The 17112-nt window shown below is 68.2% G+C and carries 16 protein-coding genes; 10 read left to right on the forward strand and 6 right to left on the reverse strand.

What is annotated here, in order from left to right:
* Positions 1–53 precede the first annotated feature (53 nt).
* The 6 genes from P5F91_RS14905 (at position 54) to sciP (ending at position 5919) form a co-directional block, all read left to right on the forward strand.
* On the forward strand, positions 54–1211 hold the full coding sequence (locus P5F91_RS14905; RefSeq protein WP_338424076.1) for a flagellar basal body P-ring protein FlgI: 1158 nt from the start codon (positions 54–56) through the stop codon (positions 1209–1211).
* On the forward strand, positions 1211–1726 hold the full coding sequence (locus P5F91_RS14910; protein ID WP_145609221.1) for a rod-binding protein: 516 nt from the start codon (positions 1211–1213) through the stop codon (positions 1724–1726). Before P5F91_RS14905 ends, P5F91_RS14910 begins: the two co-directional genes overlap by 1 nt.
* Positions 1723–2217, forward strand: coding sequence for a flagellar protein FlgN (locus P5F91_RS14915; RefSeq protein WP_145609220.1), 495 nt, complete (start codon positions 1723–1725; stop codon positions 2215–2217). Before P5F91_RS14910 ends, P5F91_RS14915 begins: the two co-directional genes overlap by 4 nt.
* Positions 2218–2519: 302 nt before the next feature.
* Positions 2520–4724: a flagellar hook-length control protein FliK gene (locus tag P5F91_RS14920; RefSeq protein WP_186454580.1), complete on the forward strand. Its 2205-nt coding sequence runs from the start codon at positions 2520–2522 to the stop codon at positions 4722–4724.
* Between the two features lie 25 nt (positions 4725–4749).
* A complete protein-coding gene (locus tag P5F91_RS14925; RefSeq protein ID WP_145609218.1) occupies positions 4750–5442 on the forward strand; it encodes a flagellar hook capping FlgD N-terminal domain-containing protein in 693 nt (230 codons plus the stop codon).
* A 120-nt stretch (positions 5443–5562) separates the two neighbouring features.
* A complete protein-coding gene (gene sciP, locus P5F91_RS14930; protein ID WP_425465725.1) occupies positions 5563–5919 on the forward strand; it encodes a CtrA inhibitor SciP in 357 nt (118 codons plus the stop codon).
* A 48-nt stretch (positions 5920–5967) separates the two neighbouring features.
* On the opposite strand, the gene P5F91_RS14935 is transcribed toward sciP, so the two are convergent.
* The 4 genes from P5F91_RS14935 to P5F91_RS14950 form a co-directional block, all read right to left on the reverse strand.
* A complete protein-coding gene (locus P5F91_RS14935; RefSeq protein ID WP_145609217.1) occupies positions 5968–7176 on the reverse strand; it encodes a hypothetical protein in 1209 nt (402 codons plus the stop codon).
* A gap of 212 nt (positions 7177–7388) precedes the next feature.
* Positions 7389–8777 carry a ribosome biogenesis GTPase Der gene (gene der / locus P5F91_RS14940; RefSeq protein ID WP_145609216.1) on the reverse strand — a complete coding sequence of 463 codons (1389 nt, stop codon included), beginning with the start codon at positions 8775–8777 and terminating at the stop codon, positions 7389–7391.
* A 12-nt stretch (positions 8778–8789) separates the two neighbouring features.
* Positions 8790–10220, reverse strand: a complete 1431-nt coding sequence (locus P5F91_RS14945; RefSeq protein ID WP_246134238.1) for an outer membrane protein assembly factor BamB family protein — start codon at positions 10218–10220, stop codon at positions 8790–8792.
* A complete protein-coding gene (locus P5F91_RS14950; RefSeq protein ID WP_186454579.1) occupies positions 10217–10873 on the reverse strand; it encodes a tetratricopeptide repeat protein in 657 nt (218 codons plus the stop codon). Before P5F91_RS14950 ends, P5F91_RS14945 begins: the two co-directional genes overlap by 4 nt.
* Positions 10874–11410: 537 nt before the next feature.
* Here P5F91_RS14950 and P5F91_RS14955 point away from each other — a divergent pair.
* Complete coding sequence (locus P5F91_RS14955; protein ID WP_145609214.1) at positions 11411–13858, forward strand: Tex family protein; 2448 nt, start codon at positions 11411–11413, stop codon at positions 13856–13858.
* An 89-nt stretch (positions 13859–13947) separates the two neighbouring features.
* Here the strand turns inward: P5F91_RS14955 and P5F91_RS14960 are convergent, their stop codons facing one another.
* Both P5F91_RS14960 and P5F91_RS14965 read right to left on the reverse strand, forming a co-directional pair.
* Entirely contained in the window at positions 13948–14478 is a 531-nt protein-coding gene (locus tag P5F91_RS14960) for a hypothetical protein (RefSeq protein ID WP_145609213.1), read from the reverse strand.
* 82 nt (positions 14479–14560) lie between these two features.
* Positions 14561–15238 carry a response regulator gene (locus P5F91_RS14965; RefSeq protein WP_186454578.1) on the reverse strand — a complete coding sequence of 226 codons (678 nt, stop codon included), beginning with the start codon at positions 15236–15238 and terminating at the stop codon, positions 14561–14563.
* Positions 15239–15501: 263 nt separating this feature from the next.
* Here P5F91_RS14965 and P5F91_RS14970 point away from each other — a divergent pair, with 263 nt between their 5' ends.
* From P5F91_RS14970 to P5F91_RS14980, 3 genes are all read left to right on the forward strand, one after another.
* Complete coding sequence (locus P5F91_RS14970; RefSeq protein WP_145609211.1) at positions 15502–15840, forward strand: hypothetical protein; 339 nt, start codon at positions 15502–15504, stop codon at positions 15838–15840.
* Between the two features lie 115 nt (positions 15841–15955).
* Positions 15956–16273 (forward strand): hypothetical protein, encoded by a 318-nt coding sequence (locus P5F91_RS14975; protein WP_145609210.1) that lies wholly within the window; start codon positions 15956–15958, stop codon positions 16271–16273.
* 101 nt (positions 16274–16374) lie between these two features.
* Positions 16375–17112 (forward strand): class I SAM-dependent methyltransferase, encoded by a 738-nt coding sequence (locus P5F91_RS14980; protein ID WP_145609757.1) that lies wholly within the window; start codon positions 16375–16377, stop codon positions 17110–17112.

A 17112-nucleotide genomic window follows, 5' to 3' on the forward strand; every position in this document is an offset into this window, starting at 1 on the left:
GTTGGCATGAAGTTCGCTTGGGGAGCGGCATCTGATTCAGGGAGTATCCCCCCGTGTTCACGAACGCCCGCATCCGTTCCGCCACCACCCTGGGTCGCGCCCTCAAGCGCGCCGCCATCGTGCTGGCCGCCGCCGTCCTGGTCCTGGGTGCCGCCCAGCCGGCCGGCGCGCAGTCGCGCCTGAAGGACATCGTGGATGTGGAGGGCGTGCGCGACAACGTCCTGGTGGGCTACGGCCTGGTCGTCGGCCTGAACGGCACCGGCGACACCATCAACAACGCCCCTTTCACGCAGCAGAGCCTGTACGGCATGCTGGAACGCCTGGGCGTGAACATCCGCGGCACCACGCTGACCACCAAGAACGTGGCGGCCGTCATGGTCACCGCCACCCTGCCCCCCTTCGCGGCGCAAGGGACGCGCATCGACGTTCAGGTCGGCACGCTGGGTGACGCCAAGAGCCTGCAGGGCGGCATCCTGGTGGGCACGCCGCTGCTGGCGCCCGACGGCGACGTCTACGCGGTGGCTCAGGGCCCCGTGGCCATTTCCGGCTTCACCGCGCAGGGTGCCGCCGCCAGCGTGACGCGCGGCGTTCCTACCGCCGGCCGCATCGCCGCGGGCGCCCTGGTGGAACGCACCGTGGACTTCCGGATGTCCGACATGCAGGCCCTGCACCTGGCCCTGCACAATCCCGACTTCACCACCGCCAAGCGCATCGCCGACGCCATCAACGCCGCCATCGGCATGGGCACGGCCATGGCCATGGACCCGTCCAACGTGACGGTGAACGTTCCGGCCGGCCGCAAGGCCGACCTGGTGGGCTTCATGCGCGACATCGAGCAGCTGAAGGTGGCCCCCGACAACCCGGCCACCGTGGTCATCGATGAGGCCTCGGGCGTGATCGTGATGGGTGAGAACGTGCGCATCAACACGGTCGCCATCGCCCAGGGCAACCTGACCATCAAGATCACGGAGACACCGCAAGTGTCCCAGCCCGGCCCCTTGAGCAACGGTACCACCACCACCGTGCCCCGTACCAACATCCAGGTGGATGACGGACAGGGTAAGAAGCTGGCCATCCTGCCCTCCGGCGTGTCCCTGCAGGATCTGGTGCAGAGCCTGAACGCCCTGGGCGTCAGTCCCCGCGACATGATCTCCATCCTGCAGTCGATCAAGGCCGCCGGCGCCCTGCAGGCCGAACTGAAGGTGATGTGATGAGCGACGACATGAAGCTGTCGCCCCCCGGCTACGACGCCAAGGCGCTGATGGACGCAAAGGGAACGCCCAAGCCGCAGGCCGGCTCCGGAAACGGCATGAAGGACGACGCGGCCATCGAGAAGGCGGCCAAGGAGTTCGAGTCCGTCTTCATCAGCCAGATGCTGCAGCACATGTGGGAAGGCGTGAAGGTCGACGAGAACTTCGGCGGCGGCCATGCGGAAGAGATGTTCCGCGGCATGATGATCGAGGAGCAGGCCAAAGCCATCACCAAAGGTGGCGGCCTGGGCATCGCCGACGAGATCAAGAAGGAAATGATGCGCATGCAGGAGAAGGCGGCCGGCGCCGACCCGCTGCACCGCCCCCAGAACGCCGCCTCAGGGGCCGCGGCGCCCAAGAACGCCCCCAAGAACGCCTATGCCCAGGCGCAGGCCACGCTGGCCCAGCACCTGCCGCTGGACGCCGCCGCCAGCCCCCCCATCAGTTCCGACGCCGCATCGGATGACACGCCATGACCCCCAGCGACGCCCCCACCCTGCCCCCGCCCGCCCCGGCCATGGCCAGCCCGGCCGAAGCCCGCGCCCTGTCGCTGATCGCCGCCATGGAGCGGCTGATGGCGCTGTACCAGGAAGAGACGGCGCTGCTGAAAAAGCGCGACATCAAGGCCATGCTGGCCCTGGTGGAACGCAAGCACCTGCTGACCAAAAGCTATGAGGATGCGGTGCGCATCATCAGCCTGGACATGGTGGGCTTGCGCGCCCTCAATCCGGAACTGAAGGCGCGCATGAAAAGCCTGGCCGAGCTGTTCCACAAGGAATCCATGGAGAACGCGACCACGCTGCGCGCCGCGGCGGCCGTGGCGCAGTCGGTGGTCAACATCATGGTCAACACCATCAACAAGCAGCGCAACCAGGAACAAGGCTACGTCGCCAAGCACGGCGCCGCCCGTCCGGCGGGCTATCGCCGGGCCGGCATCCCGCCCCTGGCCGTGAACCAGTGCCTCTGACCTGATCCGCCACATCCCCGGCGTGCGCTCCCACCCGCCCCGGCCGCTGCGCCGGCGGCGGGCGCTGGCGCATGGGGGCGCCCACGGGGCGGCAGATTCTGCCCCATGCGGCAAGAAGCTCCCATCCCCGGCAGACCTTTTCCCAGCCGCCCGGCTGTTCCACCCCTGAAACCCTTGGAAAACCTTGGCTGGGACCTTTCCGACGCCTGGCACGTCGATTGCTTTCCCAGGCGGTGGGCGTTTTGCCCGCCACCGTCCCCGCCATCCGGCGATGGACACGCCCAGGCCCGAGGAAGCGACACATGACCGGTTTCCAGTCCGTTCAAAGCCTGTTCCCCACCCAGGGGACCACCGCGTCCGGTCTGCTGGGCGGCACGGCGGCGGGCGGCGAGGCGGCGGACCTGTTCACCCAGTTGCTGAGCGGCATGGTCGACGCCAGCACCGTCAACAGCCAGTCAGCGGGCCAGAGCGGCGCCTTTCTCACTGCCGGTCAGGGCACGGGCGGCGCCAACGGCGCGGCGACCACCTCGCCCTTCACGCCGTCCACCATTCCCTTCGCCCTAGGCAAGGGCGGCGTGCAGGCCAAGGGCGGCCCGGTTCCGGCGAGCACCACCACGGGCACGGCCGTGACCGCCCTGATGACCGGCATCACCGCCAACACACCGTCCGCCCTGCAGCCGGCCACTGGCTGGACGCAAACCCACTGGTCGGCCAAGACCGTCATGGCCGATGTGGCCGACGGCGCCACCGACGGGCAGACCGCCACCGATACGCAGGACAGCACCGCCACCGACACCACGCTGGCGGCACTGGCCACCGCCATGGGCGGACAGCAGCAGCCCACCCCTCCCGTTCCGGCCGCGCAGACCGCGGCCGGCCAGATGCCGTCGGACGCCATCAAGGCAGATGCCGCCACGGACGCGACGGCCGCGAGCCAGGCCGTTGCCGGTCAAACGGTCGCCCAGGCCGGTACCGCCCAGGCGGACGCGATCCAGGCCAACACCGCCAAAACCGATGCGGTCCAGATCGGCGCACCCCAGGCGGGTGCGTCTCAGACGGGTGCGATGCAGATGGGCGCGTCCCAGGCCGGCATGGCACTCCCGGGCATGACGCCGGTGGCCGAGCCCACCGCCGCCGACGCGGCGCTGGCGGCCCAGGCCATACAGCCCAGCCCAGCCCAGACCGCCAAAGGCAGCGCCGCCTCCGCGGCTGCCTCCAGCCTGGCCGTGGCCGACCAGAAGGCTGCGGCGCTGGCCGCCGGCACCCCGCCGGTCACCAGCCGCGCATCCACCGCCGCTCCGCCCGCCAACGGCGCCCCCACCCAAGTCCAATCAGCCCAGGTACAGGCCGTCCAAACCCAGGCGGCCCAGACCCAGGCGGCCAAGGCCCAGACCGGCACCGTGGCCGATGCCACCGCGCTGGCCGCCACGGCCGCCGCTACGGCGACTGACGGCGCCACCAAGACGGGCAAGGCCGACGGCGTCGCCGCCTCGGGCTCCGGCCTCAAGACCGGCGCGCCCAAGGGTGCCAAGGGCGACATGGGGAAGCCGCAGGGTGCCACCGTGACCGCCACGACCCTGCCCGACCAGAAGTCCGGGGCCACCACCGCGGACCAGGCCCGGCAACAGACGGCCGACAGCGCCACCGACGACAGCAGCAGCAACGGCGTTCTGGCGGCACCTGCCGACAACGGCATGATCTACGCCGACGCCCATGCCGCCGCGGCCCCCCTGGCCAAGGTGGGCGACGCGGCCACGCCGGCGGCGACTGCGCCCATGGCGGCATTGGCCAACGCGGCCGGCAACGGCAACGCGGCCGCCAACACCGCGACCTCGGCCCAGGCCACCTTGCAGGCGCTGCTGCAACAGCAGCAGGCCGGGCGGACCAACACCGCCAGCAACGGCCTGCTGGCCACGACGGAGAACGGCCTGCTGCCCGCCGCCACGGACGGCACCAGCGGCTCGGCCTCGGCCAGCGACGCGGCACTGAACGCCAGCGGGTTCATGGGCCTGGTCGATGGCCAGCACACCTTCCCCACGGGCTTCGCCGCCCAGATGGCCGGCACGGCCCAGGCGGCCCGCCCGGCGCAGTACCCGCCGGTGCTGCAGCAGGTCACGATGGGCTTTCAGAAAGCCGCCAGCAACGGCATGGACAGCGTCACCATCCAGCTGACCCCGGACGACATGGGCAGCATCGACGTGAAGCTGGACTTCCACAAGGACGGCAAGGTGCGGGCCAGCGTGACGGCGGACAACGCCAAGACGCTGGACCTGCTGCAGCGCAACTCCGACGACCTGAAGACCGCCCTTCAGGATGCCGGCTTGCAGACGGACAACGACAGCCTGTCCTTCAACCTGAAGGACGACAGCCAGGCCCAGCAGCAGCAGGAACGCCGCGGCGGGCAGAACGGCGCCCAATTCTCCATGGACGACACGGCCGCCCCCGAGGAGGCCGCGTCAGAAGACACCATCATCCCATCGCTCGGCCGCGTCGACGTGCGGATCTGACGATAGATTTGAGGGAGTAGCGATCATGACCGATGCCGTCAGCGGTTCCAGCAACACCAACAACGTCAACCCCAGCGGTTCGTCGGGCAGCAACACGCCGGCCAGCAACCCGCTGAGCGACCTGACGAACAACTACACGACGTTCCTGACGCTGCTGACCACGCAGCTGAAGAACCAGGATCCGACGTCGCCCATGGATACCAACCAGATGACCCAGCAGCTGGTGCAGATGAGCTCGGTCGAACAGCAGATCGAAGCCAACAACCAGCTGAAGTCCATCCAGTCGACGCTGGCCGGGGGTCAGTCCAGCCAGGCACTGAACTACCTGGGCAAATATGTGGAGATGCAGGGTGACCAGTTCCCGCTGCAGAACAGCACGGCGAACGTCTCCGTAACCTATGGCGGCACCGCCGCCTCCGCCACCATGTCGGTCTATGACAGCACCGGCGCCCTGGTCAGCACCACCGACGTTTCCGGCGCCGCCGGCACCCACAACTATTCCTGGGACGGCAAGGACAGCTCCGGCAAGGTGCTGCCCGACGGCACCTACAGCGTGAAGGTCACCGCCACCGACAGCAGCGGCAAGCCGGTGAACACCACCGTGAAGGTGGCGGGCAAGGTGACCGGCGTCGACATGTCCGGCGCCACCCCGACGCTGCAGATGGGCGACATGACCGTGAACATGAGCGACGTCACCAGCGTGCTCGCCGGCGCGTAAGCGCGAAGGGGCACCTGCCTGAAAGTAATAGGACGTTCAGTTCTTCTTAACGTCCCCGCCCTTATGGTGCTGCAGGCCCTGGTGGAGTCCAGGGCGCATAGGCACTGTATGAGGTAAGGCATGTCGGCACAGGACGCCGGACGCGGCCCCCGCGCGCTGTTGAACGGGGGGATGGGTCGTAATGCGGCCAAAGCCGCCGCGCAAGGCGCCGGCTTGACCCTGGACGACCTTCCGCCGCCCGACACCAAGCGATGGGTGATGCGGCGCAAGGCGCAGGTGGTGGACGGGGTGCGCAGCGGCCTGCTGACCATGCAGGAGGCCTGCGCGCGTTATACCTTGTCGGAGGAAGAGTTCCTGTCGTGGCAGCGGCTGATCGACGCCCACGGCCCCAGGGCCCTGCGCACCACCCGCCTGCAGGATTACCGCCGCAGCATGGGCGGCGCCGACGACCAGGATCCCCTGGCGGCCGTGGGCTGAGCGCCCTTCCCGAAGGCGCCTCTCCTGGGCGCCTTTCGGCTGCCTGCGTCAGTTCGGCTTGAGGCTATCGGCGATCATATGCAGGCCCTCGCCGCGCAGGGTCTGCTGGCGCTGGATCAGGCGGCGCGCCGCCAGCGCTTGTTCCACGACCTCCCCCCCGACAATGGCGCCATCGGCCGTCAGCGCCACAGCGACGCGGGTAAGCTCGCTGCCTTCGCTCTTGGGGTCGTGACGGTTCAACGGATGCTCGCTGGCCAGCTCCGTGGTCAGCCATTCCAGCAACACTTCCCGCCCCTCCGGCAGTCGGTCACCGGCCAGCAGCAGGGCCAGCATGCCCATGGCCGTGGGCACCTTGCTTTCAGCCTCGGCCTTGGCCGCCACGGCCGCCGGGTCGCGCAACAGGTCGATCAGCGCGATCAGAAAATCGGACAGGCAGCGCTGGTTGCCGAACAGGTCCTGGATGACGTCGGAAAAACGCAGGAGGTCGGCGGCGATGCCGCCCAGCATTTCCTGCAGCCGCCAAGGCGTTTCCGGCGTGGCCAGCCGCATCACCTCCTCCAGCTTGCCACCCAGGGTGCGGATTCCCGCCAGGCGCACGGTCAACAGGCTGTAAAAGGCATGGTCATGGCCTTCCGGCCCCACCAGCCGTTCCACCGCGGCGCTGAGCTCCGCCGCATCGCCGTTCAGGGGGACGGACCATTTGCGGCTGTTCGCCTGGAAGTCGCGGGCCTTCTGGGCGACGACATCGACATACCGGTCCAGGTCGGCGATACGGGCGCGGGTATTCTGGCCCGTCACCTTGGACTGCACCGTGGCGGCCTTGTGCAGGGCCGCCTGCAGCATGGCGCCGGTATCCTGCAACCGGCGGAGGTGGGTGGCCCCGTGCAACAGCTCTGTCGGGCTTATCTGCTGGCGCGTCAGGTAATCCCTCAAGATCAGCGCGATGGCCCGGCGCGACTGGCGTCCGTACAGGTCCTCCGGCGAAGAGCAGAGCGGTGTGCCATCCGGCGCCTCCCGCAGCACGGTGGGCTTCACCACCTCGGGCGCGGTCTTCTCGAACACCAGGGTGCCGGTGGGGAAGGCGTTCATGACCGTGCGCACGGCCATGACGCGCACGGCCTTCAGCTTGCCCTGGGCCAGGCGGCGGTTGGCCTCGGTCACCGCCATTTCCTCGGTGTCGCCAATGAAAAGGATGGTCCAGCGGCCCTCTTCCAGGCCCAGCAGCTCAAACTTGCAGCTGCGGAATTTCAATCCCATGTCCCAGCCCTGCGTCCCCAGCCTCGCGACCCGGCGGCCCGGATTCGACTTCCAGTAACACTATAGGCGATCGCCCCCATCCCCAGAAGAAAATAGAAAAGCCCCCGCCTTCCGGATATTCGAACAAAAAAGGGGAAGCGAATGACCGCTTCCCCTTTTGCGATAGGCAATCAATCCCAATAACCGGGCCATAAGACCTGGCTCCCGCCCGTTCAGTCGAACGGGTTGTCGCTGCCCTTGCGCAGCAGGAAGCGTAAGGGAACAGCCGGCAGCTTGAACGTCTCGCGCAGGCCGTTGATCAGATAGCGCGTGTAATGTTCCGGAATTTCCACCGGGCGGCTGCTGAACAAGGCGAAGGTCGGCGGGCGGGCCTTCACCTGGGTCATATAGCGGATCTTCAAGCGGCGGCCGTCCACCAGGGGCGGCGGGTGCGATTCGAGCATGCCCTGCAGCCAGCGGTTCAGCTGGGCCGTCGGGATGCGGCGGTTCCACAGGCGGTAGACCTCGAACGCCGCGTCCAGCAGGACGTCCAGCTTTTGCTGCTTCAGGGCGGAGATGGTGATGGTGGGGATGCCCCGCACCTGCGGCAGCGACGTCTCCAGCCGGTCGCTCAGCTGCTGCAGGGCCTCGGCCCGGTTGGCCACGGCGTCCCACTTGTTGACGGCGATGACCAGGCCGCGGCCTTCCTCGATCACCTGGCGGGCGATGGTCAGGTCCTGCTTGTCCAGAATGGCGTCGGCATCCAACACCAGCACCACCACATGGGCCATGCGCACGACCCGCAGGGTGTCGGCCACCGCCAGCTTTTCCAGCTTGTCTTCCACGCGGGCGCGGCGACGCAGGCCGGCGGTATCGACCAGCTTCACCGGCCGATCACGCCAGGTCCACTCCGCTGCGATGGCGTCGCGGGTCATGCCTGCCTCGGGGCCGGTCAGCACGCGCTCCTCGCCCAGCAGGCTGTTCAGCAGGGTGGACTTGCCCACGTTGGGCCGGCCGACGATGGCCAGTTGCAAGGGCTTGGCATTGTCCCGGGCCTCGGCCGCCTCGTCGTCCAGGGGGCCCTCGGCCTCCTCCTCCTCTTCCTCCGGCTCATCGGGAGGCAGGTAGGGGGTCAGGGCGTCCACTAGGTCGGCCATGCCCTCGCCATGCTCGGCGGACAGGGGCACCGGATCGCCCAGACCCAGCTCATAGCACTCCATGAGCCCGGGCTTACCGGCGTTGCCTTCGCACTTGTTGGCCACCAGGATGATGGGCGTTTTGCCCTTGCGCAGCCAGGCGGCGAAGTGGCGGTCCAGGGGCGTGATGCCGGCCCGGGCGTCCACGATGAACAGGCCGACGTCGGCCCGTTCGATCGCACGTTCCGTCTGGCGGCGCATGCGCGCCTCCAGGCTGTCGTCGAACGCCTCTTCCAGGCCGGCGGTGTCCACCACCGTCAGCTCGATGCCGGCGAGGTAGCCGTCGGCGGATCGCCAGTCCCGGGTGACGCCCGGGGTATCGTCGACAATGGCCAGCTTCTTACCGGCAAGTCGATTGAACAGAGTCGACTTGCCGACATTGGGCCGGCCGATGATAGCGACCGTCAAGCGGCGGGGACTCGCCATAACTAAAACGCCTTATCGATACGCGAAGAGATCGCCGTCGTCCGTCAGCACAAACAGGGTGTTGTTGACCACAATGGGGGCAACGCTGATCGGGTCGTCGAACTCCATCTTGTTGAGGATGTCGCCGTTGGTGGGCGACGCTTCCACAACCTGCCCCAGGCTGTTGGCCATAATCAAGCGTCCACCGGCTGCAATAGGACCAACCCAGTTAATCGGATCCTTGCGCTTCTCCGGATTCTCCCAGCGTTCCAGTTGCTTGATCCAGCGGACACGGCCGGTGTCGCGCGTCAGCGCGACCAGCTGGGCCTCGTTGTTCACGACGAACACCCAGTCGCCGACCACCGCCGGCTGGTTCTGGCCGCCCACGTCCTGTTCCCAGACGTGCTGGCCGGTGCGCTGGTCGATGGCCACCATGCGGCCGGAATAGCTGATGGCATAGACAAGCCCGCGATCCACCACGGGCAGGCCCTTGATGTCCGCCAGGTTGGCCAGGTTGGCGCCCCGGCGCGAGGACGCCAGGTTGTCGCTCCATGCCGGATGGCCGTTGTCGACACGCAGGGCGTACAGCTCACCCGAGGAATAGGGGATGATGGTGACGTCATTCTCGACCGCGGCGCTGGCACCGCCCAGCAGGGCCGCCGGCTCCGGGAAACCGGCGTGCGTCCACTGCAGCACGCGGTTGTTGGAGGCCAGGACGATGCACTGGTTGTCGATGGTCACGACGAACACACGGCCGCCGGCCACCGTGGGGCCAGAGCGGATGGGGGCGGCGATGCGCTGCCGCCACGTGACCTTGCCGTCCTTGGGATCGACCTTGATGGCCTCGCCGTAGCCGGTGGTGACGAACACCGCGCCGTCGCCAACCGCGACGCCGCCGCCCATCGCGGAGCCTTCCTGCTCCGGCCGCTTCATCTCGCTGTCCCAGATCTTCTTGCCGGTGGCCTCATCGAAGGCATGCAGCACGAAGTCGGTGTCCAACAGATAGACCTTGCCCTCGGAAACGACCGGACCGTCCAGCAGCCGGTTGTCGCTGGAGGAGCCCTCGATGCTGACCTTCCAGGCCTCTTTCAGGGTCTTGGGCAGCGTGACGTGACCCGGATTATGGGCCGCGTTGCCGCCAGGCTGGGCCCAGTCGGTGTTGGTCACCGCGTCCGGCAGGGTCACCTGCTTGGCCTGGGCCTGGCTGTCCGGCTCGATCTGCTGGTCCAACTGCAAGACCGAGATGCGATTGCCCGCCAGCTTTTCCTTCGGCTTGTTGTCATCGCCGAAACCCAGCCAATCGAACATGCCGCAGCCGGTCAGCAGCATGCAGGCAACCAGCGCGGTGCTGAGGCCGACGGCGCGGCGGACCCGCATGGGGCGGGCGGACGGCGACCGGGCGGCGGGGGCACGGGCGAAGGCCTCGGTGGAGGGCAGGCCGGTGACGGCGTTCTTGTTGGTCATTTCTGCTCGGCGTAGAGGGCGACGAGATCGGCGGCGCGGGCGCGGACGCCCTGGGGTGCGGCCGGATCGACGGACAGGGACTGGAAAATCTCCCTGGCCTTGGCCAGGTCGTTGGCACGCAGATACAGCAGGCCCGACAGCTCCTGCGCGGTGTAGCGCCACGGCCCCTTGGTCAGGCCCGAGATGCGGGACTGCAACTGCGCGGGGTTGCCGGTGTCCACCTGCTGCATCACGGCCAGGATCTGCGCCAGGTCGCGGAACAACGGATCGTTGTCGGCGCTGCCGGCAATCTGGTCATAGATGGCGATGGCGCCGGCGGCGTCGCCGCTGGCGGCCTTCAGCCCAGCCTCCTGCAGGCGGGCCAGCGTGGCCGGCGCGCCCCCCAGCTTAGGCGTCACCGCCGCCAGGGCGGCCAGCGCGTCCTTGGCGTTGCCGCTCTCAATCGCGGGGGCCACCTTCTCCGTGGCGGATATCAGGGCGCTGGTGCGCTCGATCGCCTGGCGGGTGCGGTACTGGTCCCAGGCCACATAGGCGGCCGTGCCCGCCAGGATGGCCACGGCCCCCGCCAGCAGGTAAGGGCCCACCTGGCGCCACAGTTTTTCCAGTCGTTCACGGCGAAGGTCGTCATCGACCTCGCGAAAAATATCGCTCATCAGCTCACTCTTCGACACCGAGGCCGGCACCATAACAGCAATCCGCGCCGATACCAGAGGGGCGCGTGACGGTCAAGGAAAGTCCGGGTCGAATGTCCCCCAATCCCCCTGCCCGCCGTCCCCTGAAGGCCAGTGGCGGCGCCCCGCCAATCGCGGCCGGGCGGGCAGCATAGATTAAATCAGTCGCCCTTGGCACGGGCGGAGAGGGCATTTCCTATCGGTCCGTTGTTTTTGCTTCGCGAAATAATCCGCCCCTGTGGATAAGTCTGTGGAGCGACCCACGGAAAAACGTTCCTCCCCTGCCCAAAAGAGAAAGGCCTGACGGGACGGTGCCCCAGGAATAGTGGCGGGTGGCTTGAAACGGCCACGGGTAGCGCGAGGGCGACCGGCCCGATTCCCCTGCCCGAAAGGTGGATAAGCCCCGCCCAAGGGAATAGGCGCAGCAAAGACTGGCGGTCGCCGCCGCGGCGCGGTAATGAGCCTGGGCCCCCGTCCGGGGACACCTGCCGCTGCCACCACGCCTGATTCAAAGCCGCCATGACCGATACCGCGCGCCGCATCGTCGGCCTTATCGCCACCGAACTATCCGCCCGCCCCGAACAGGTGGCAGCGGCGGTCGCCCTGCTGGACGAAGGCTCGACCGTGCCCTTCATCGCCCGCTACCGCAAGGAGGCGACCGGCGGCTTGGATGACACGCAGCTGCGCACCCTGGATGAACGTCTGCGCTACCTGCGCGAGATGGAGGAGCGGCGCGCCGCCATCCTCAAATCCATTGAGGAGCAGGGCAAGCTGACGCCCGAATTGCAGACCCAGATCGCCACCGCCGACACCAAGACGCGGCTGGAGGATCTGTATCTGCCTTACAAGCCCAAGCGCCGGACCAAGGCCATGATCGCGCGGGAAGCGGGGCTGGAGCCTTTGGCCGACCTGCTGCTGAACGACCCGACTTACGATCCGGAAACCAGCGCCGCCCCCTACGTCGATGCCGAGAAGGGCGTGGCCGACGCCAAGGCGGCCCTGGACGGCGCCCGCGCCATCCTGGTGGAGCGCATGGGCGAAAACGCCGAGCTGCTGGGCTTCCTGCGCGGCTATTGCCAGGAACACGGCCGCATCGTCTCCACCGTCGTGGAGGGCAAGGCCGAGGAGGGCGCTAAGTTCTCCGACTATTTCGACAAGGCGGAGCCCCTGGCCAACCTGCCCTCGCACCGCGCCCTGGCCCTGTTCCGCGGCCGCGCCGGCGGCATCCTGGACCTGGCCATGAAGGTAGGCGAGGATCCCGCTCCCGGCCAGCAGCACCCCTGCGAGGCGGCCATCGCCAACCGATTCGGCATCCAGGACCGGGGCCGGGCCGCCGACCGCTGGCTGCTGGACACCTGCCGCTGGGCCTGGCGCACCAAGATCGCGCTGCATCTGGAACTGGATCTGATGGGCACGGTGCGCGACCGGGCGGAGGATGAGGCCATCGCCGTCTTCGGCCGCAACCTGAAGGGCCTGCTGCTGGCGCCGCCCGCCGGCCAGCGCGCCACCCTGGGGCTGGATCCCGGAATCCGCACCGGTGTGAAGGTCGCCGTGGTGGACGCCACCGGCAAGCTGCTGGAGACCACAACCATTTACCCGCACGAGCCGCGCCGCGACTGGGCGGGCTCGGTCGCCACGCTGGCGGCCCTGGCCGGCCGGCACAATGTCGGCCTGATCGCCATCGGCAACGGCACGGCGTCGCGCGAGACGGACAAGCTGGCCGCCGACGTCATGGCCCAGTTCCCCCAGCTGAAACTGACCAAGATCATGGTGTCGGAGGCTGGTGCCTCGGTCTATTCCGCCTCGGAAGTGGCGGCCAAGGAATTCCCCAACCTGGACGTCAGCCTGCGCGGCGCCGTCTCCATCGCGCGCCGCCTGCAGGACCCGCTGGCCGAGCTGGTGAAGATCGACCCCAAGTCCATCGGCGTCGGCCAATACCAGCATGACGTCAGCCCCACCAAGCTGGCCCGCACCCTGGACGCCGTGGTCGAGGATTGCGTGAACGGCGTGGGCGTGGACCTCAACACCGCCTCGGTGCCCCTGCTGGCCCGGGTGTCGGGCCTGAGCGACAGCATCGCCCGCAACATCGTCGACTACCGTGATGCGCACGGCGCCTTCCGCAACCGCCGCCAGTTGCTGGACGTGTCGCGCCTGGGCCCCAAGGCCTTCGAACAGGCGGCCGGCTTCCTGCGCATCCGCGACGGCGACACCGCCCTGGACGGGTCTGCCGTGCACCCCGAGTCCTACGCCGTGGTGGAGCGCATCCTGGCCAAGACCGGGCGCACCCTGGCGACCCTCATCGGCGACGTGCCCTTCCTGCGCAGCCTGGACCCGGCCGATTACGCCGATGATCGTTTCGGTATCCCAACGGTTGAGGATATCCTCAAGGAACTGGAGAAGCCCGGCCGCGACCCACGCCCCGAGTTCAAGACCGCCGCCTTCAAGGACGGTGTGGAGGAACTGAAGGATCTCCAGCCCGGCATGGTGCTGGAAGGCGTGGTCACCAACGTCACCGCCTTCGGCGCCTTCGTCGATGTGGGCGTTCACCAGGACGGCCTGGTGCACATCAGCCAGCTGGCCGGCAAGTTCGTGAAGGACCCGCACGCCGTCGTCACCGCCGGCGACATCGTCAAGGTCAAGGTGCTGGAGGTGGACCTGAAGCGCCGCCGCGTCGCCCTGACCATGCGGCTGGAGGAACAGGCCGCGCGTCCGGCCAGCGGTCCCCGCCAGGACGACGGCCGACCGGGGCACCGCAATGACAACCGCGCCCCCGGCGGCAGCCGGTCCCAGAACGGTCCCAAGAATGACCGTCCCCAGGGCGGCCAAGGCGACCGCAAGCCGGGCGGCGGCCCCCGCCCCAACCAGGGCAGCGTCGGCAAGACCCAGGAATCGCGCGGCGGCAGCTTCGGCAACGCCTTCGGCGGCGCCCTGGCCGACGCCTTCGCCCGCGCCCGCAAGGACAAGTAATCAGGCAAGAACGCCTACAGCCGCATGAGGCCAATCCTCATGCGGCTGTAGGATGCGGCTGCGTCCGCCGGGCGCCCGAGCGGGCCCCGTTACCGCTTATGAATCAGCTTGGCGCGGGCCAGGGCCAGCGATTTGGTCAGGGCCTGCCCCAGCTCGCCGCCGTCGCCCTTGATGTCGTCGCGCACCACGACATGCATGGCGTCGATGTGCAGGCCCACCACCGTCAGCAGGGCATCGGTGGGGTTTTCCAGATCCACCAGGAAATGGTTCATGGAATTGGCGAAATCGGACAGCAGGTTATAGCCGAAGGTCCGGCCCAGGGTCATGATGCCGTCGGAAATCTTGTAGACCTTGCGCAAATGCTGGACGCGATGCTCCACATCGCGCTTGGCCTGTTCGAAGGCGGCCTGCAGCGTGGTCAGGTCGATGCGGGTCTGGGCCTGGTGCGCCTCCGCCATGCGGGCCACGTGGCGGCTCGCGCGATCGATGGCCGCAGGATCGATCTGCCCGGGCTTGCCCACGGCCCCGCCTACCTTGGCGCGCAGCTTGTTCGGCAACTCGATGATCTCCACCACCCGGGTGCCTTTCCCGGGCAGGCCTTTATCGGACTTGTCCGTCATACCCGTCCCTCCCATAAGGCCCGCCCCTCCTATAAGGGGTCACAACTTTCCAAAAGCCGGTCAGCCTGTCCCACCATCGGTGTTAGTCCACAGTTTCCGACGAGGGGGGAGCCGCCTCCGCCCCGACAGCCCTGCCCACCTCCTGGGCGGCCACCTCGGGCACAGCCTGGCCGACGGGCGGCAGCGCCTCATCCTCGATGGGCGCCTGGGCCCCGTCCAGCGTCACGCGGTGGCCGGTCATCACGCGGCGATCCTCCCCCGCATAGGGCAAGGTCTGCCGCCGCCGGTCAGGCCCGATATAGCCCGGCGCGCGAATGAAGGGCCGCGGCTTGTCGACGATGGCCACCAGGCGCGAGGCGACATTGGCCACCGACATGGGCTTGGCCAGGTATTCAGTGACTCCGCCGTCGCGCGCCATGCGCACGGCGTTCTCATCCGCCTCGCCACTCATCATGATGTAGGGCATGAACTTCAGCTTGTCGTGGTCGTGCTCACGCACCCACTTCAGCAACTCCAGCCCATCCACCGGCGCCATGAGATGATCGGCGAAGACGATGTCGATGTCGCTGGCCCCCTGGATTTGCGTCGACACGTCCAGGATGGCGGTCGCCTCCTCGCCATTCTCCGCCTGCAGCACGCGGCCGACGCCCAGGCCCCGCAACACCGTGACCAGAATGGTGCGCACGAAGCGGTTGTCGTCGGCCACCAGAACGCTCAAGCCGTCCAGGCGGTAGTATTTTCCGGACTTTGCTGATGCCATATCGCCTGATGCCAGCCGACCCCTGTGTGGCCGGCAGTGTAGCCCCTTCCTTTGTCTCGCGCGCGGGGTTAATGCGGCAGGAACCATACTGCGCGCCGCATCCAATCTTCACCCTATCCCCTCGCACAGTGCGGCATGCGCGTCGTTCTCGCGCAGTTAACGGTTTGGTGACGAGCGGCGGCCTATGGTTCGCTCATCCCCGGATGGATCCGCCGCACGTGGGTCCTGGTACCGGGCAGGTGTTGATAAGGAGCGCCAGTCCCATGTCCCGGCCTATCCCCCAGAACAACCTCATCGAACGCACGTCCGTCCTGACCTACACGCTGATGGAACAGCTGCACGATGTGCTGAACACCCCCAGCGCGCCGGACGACGTGACCCTGGGCATGCTGATGGGACTGTCCATGTTCCTGGATGACCAGATCGGTCCTTTTCGCATGACTCAGCTGCTGCAGGCGGCACCCGACATCATTCTGCGTACGGACGCCCACGTCACCCGCGACCAGATCGACCGCTTCCTGCCGGTTCTGCGCGCCTTCGGTGACAAGCTGGCCGCCCTGACGTCGGAAACCGTGGCCGAGCCCACGACCAGCCTGTCATGAGGCGCGGCCGCACACGCGGCCTTTTCACCAGACGGTGCCACGCTTATTTGTAGAAGAGGTCACCGCCCCCTTCGACCGCCGCCCCTGAACCCGCGGCCGCCATGGTTGAACGCACATGTTTTCGCAGTTGGACAACGCCCACCCCGCCCTGTTCCTGGTCTTCGCCTGCGCGGCCGTTCTGGCCGCTGCCGGCATGACCATCGGCTATGTCTGGCGCCGGCTGGGCCGCCTGGCCGTGCGCCAGTCGAACCTGGCCCGCACGGCCTCGGACCACCTGACGCGGCTGCAGCGCGACCTGACCGACCTGGCCGGCCAGGTCGAGCGGCTGGGCGAGTTCAACCAGCGCCTCACGGAAGAGGTGGACATGCTGCGTCACCGTCTGGCCGATGGTGGCTATGAGCCACAGGATCATTACCCCCGGGTCCTGCATTGAGCGCCGGCGGCCCTCCGGCCGCTGACCCGCATCCCGTTCGCGAACGGGAGATTCGCCGCTGGCACGACAGCGGCCAGGCGTGGGACCGCTGGGCCGACAGCATGGCGGATCCCGCCGCCCGCCTGAACCAGCCGCTGCTGGCCGCACTGGCCCTGCAGCCGCACCACACCCTTCTGGATTTGGCCAGCGGCGCCGGTGAACCGGCGATCACCGCGGCCAAGGGCATGAATCCGGCACAGGGGGGACGCGTGCTGGCCAGCGACCTCGTGCCCGCCATGCTGGCCGGTGCCCGCCGGCGTGGGGCCGGCGTCGCCACCCTTTCCTTCCTGGCGGCCGACATGACCGCCCTGCCCTTGGCCCCGGCCAGCGTGGACCGGATCAGCTGCCGCTTTGGCCTGATGTTCGTCCCGGATGCGGCCGCCGCCGTGGCCGAGATGCATCGCGTCCTGCGGCCGGGCGGCATCGCGGCCTTGCTGTGCTGGGGCCCGAAGGCCGGCAATACGCTGTTCCGCCTTCTGGATGAGGCACTGGGCGGCGTGCCGGAGTTGGCCGTGCTGTTCCGCTTCGCCGAAGAGGGCACGCTGGGCCGCCTGTTCCTGGAGGCGGGCTTCGACACCGTGTCGGAAACCGCGCTGGAGCAGTCAGCCCTGGCCGACGCCGCCAAGCCCTTCTGGCGCCCCACCCTGGACATGGCCTTCACCCCCGCCTTGGCACGGATGTCGGCCGAAGCGCGCGCGGCGGTGGAAGATCGCATCACCGCCGCGGTGGCGCTGGAAACGAAAATGGACGGGAAAATACCCGTCCATCTCCACGCCCGGCTGCTGGTGGCTCACAAGTAG

Source organism: Nitrospirillum amazonense, assembly GCF_029594735.1.
Lineage (GTDB): Bacteria > Pseudomonadota > Alphaproteobacteria > Azospirillales > Azospirillaceae > Nitrospirillum > Nitrospirillum amazonense.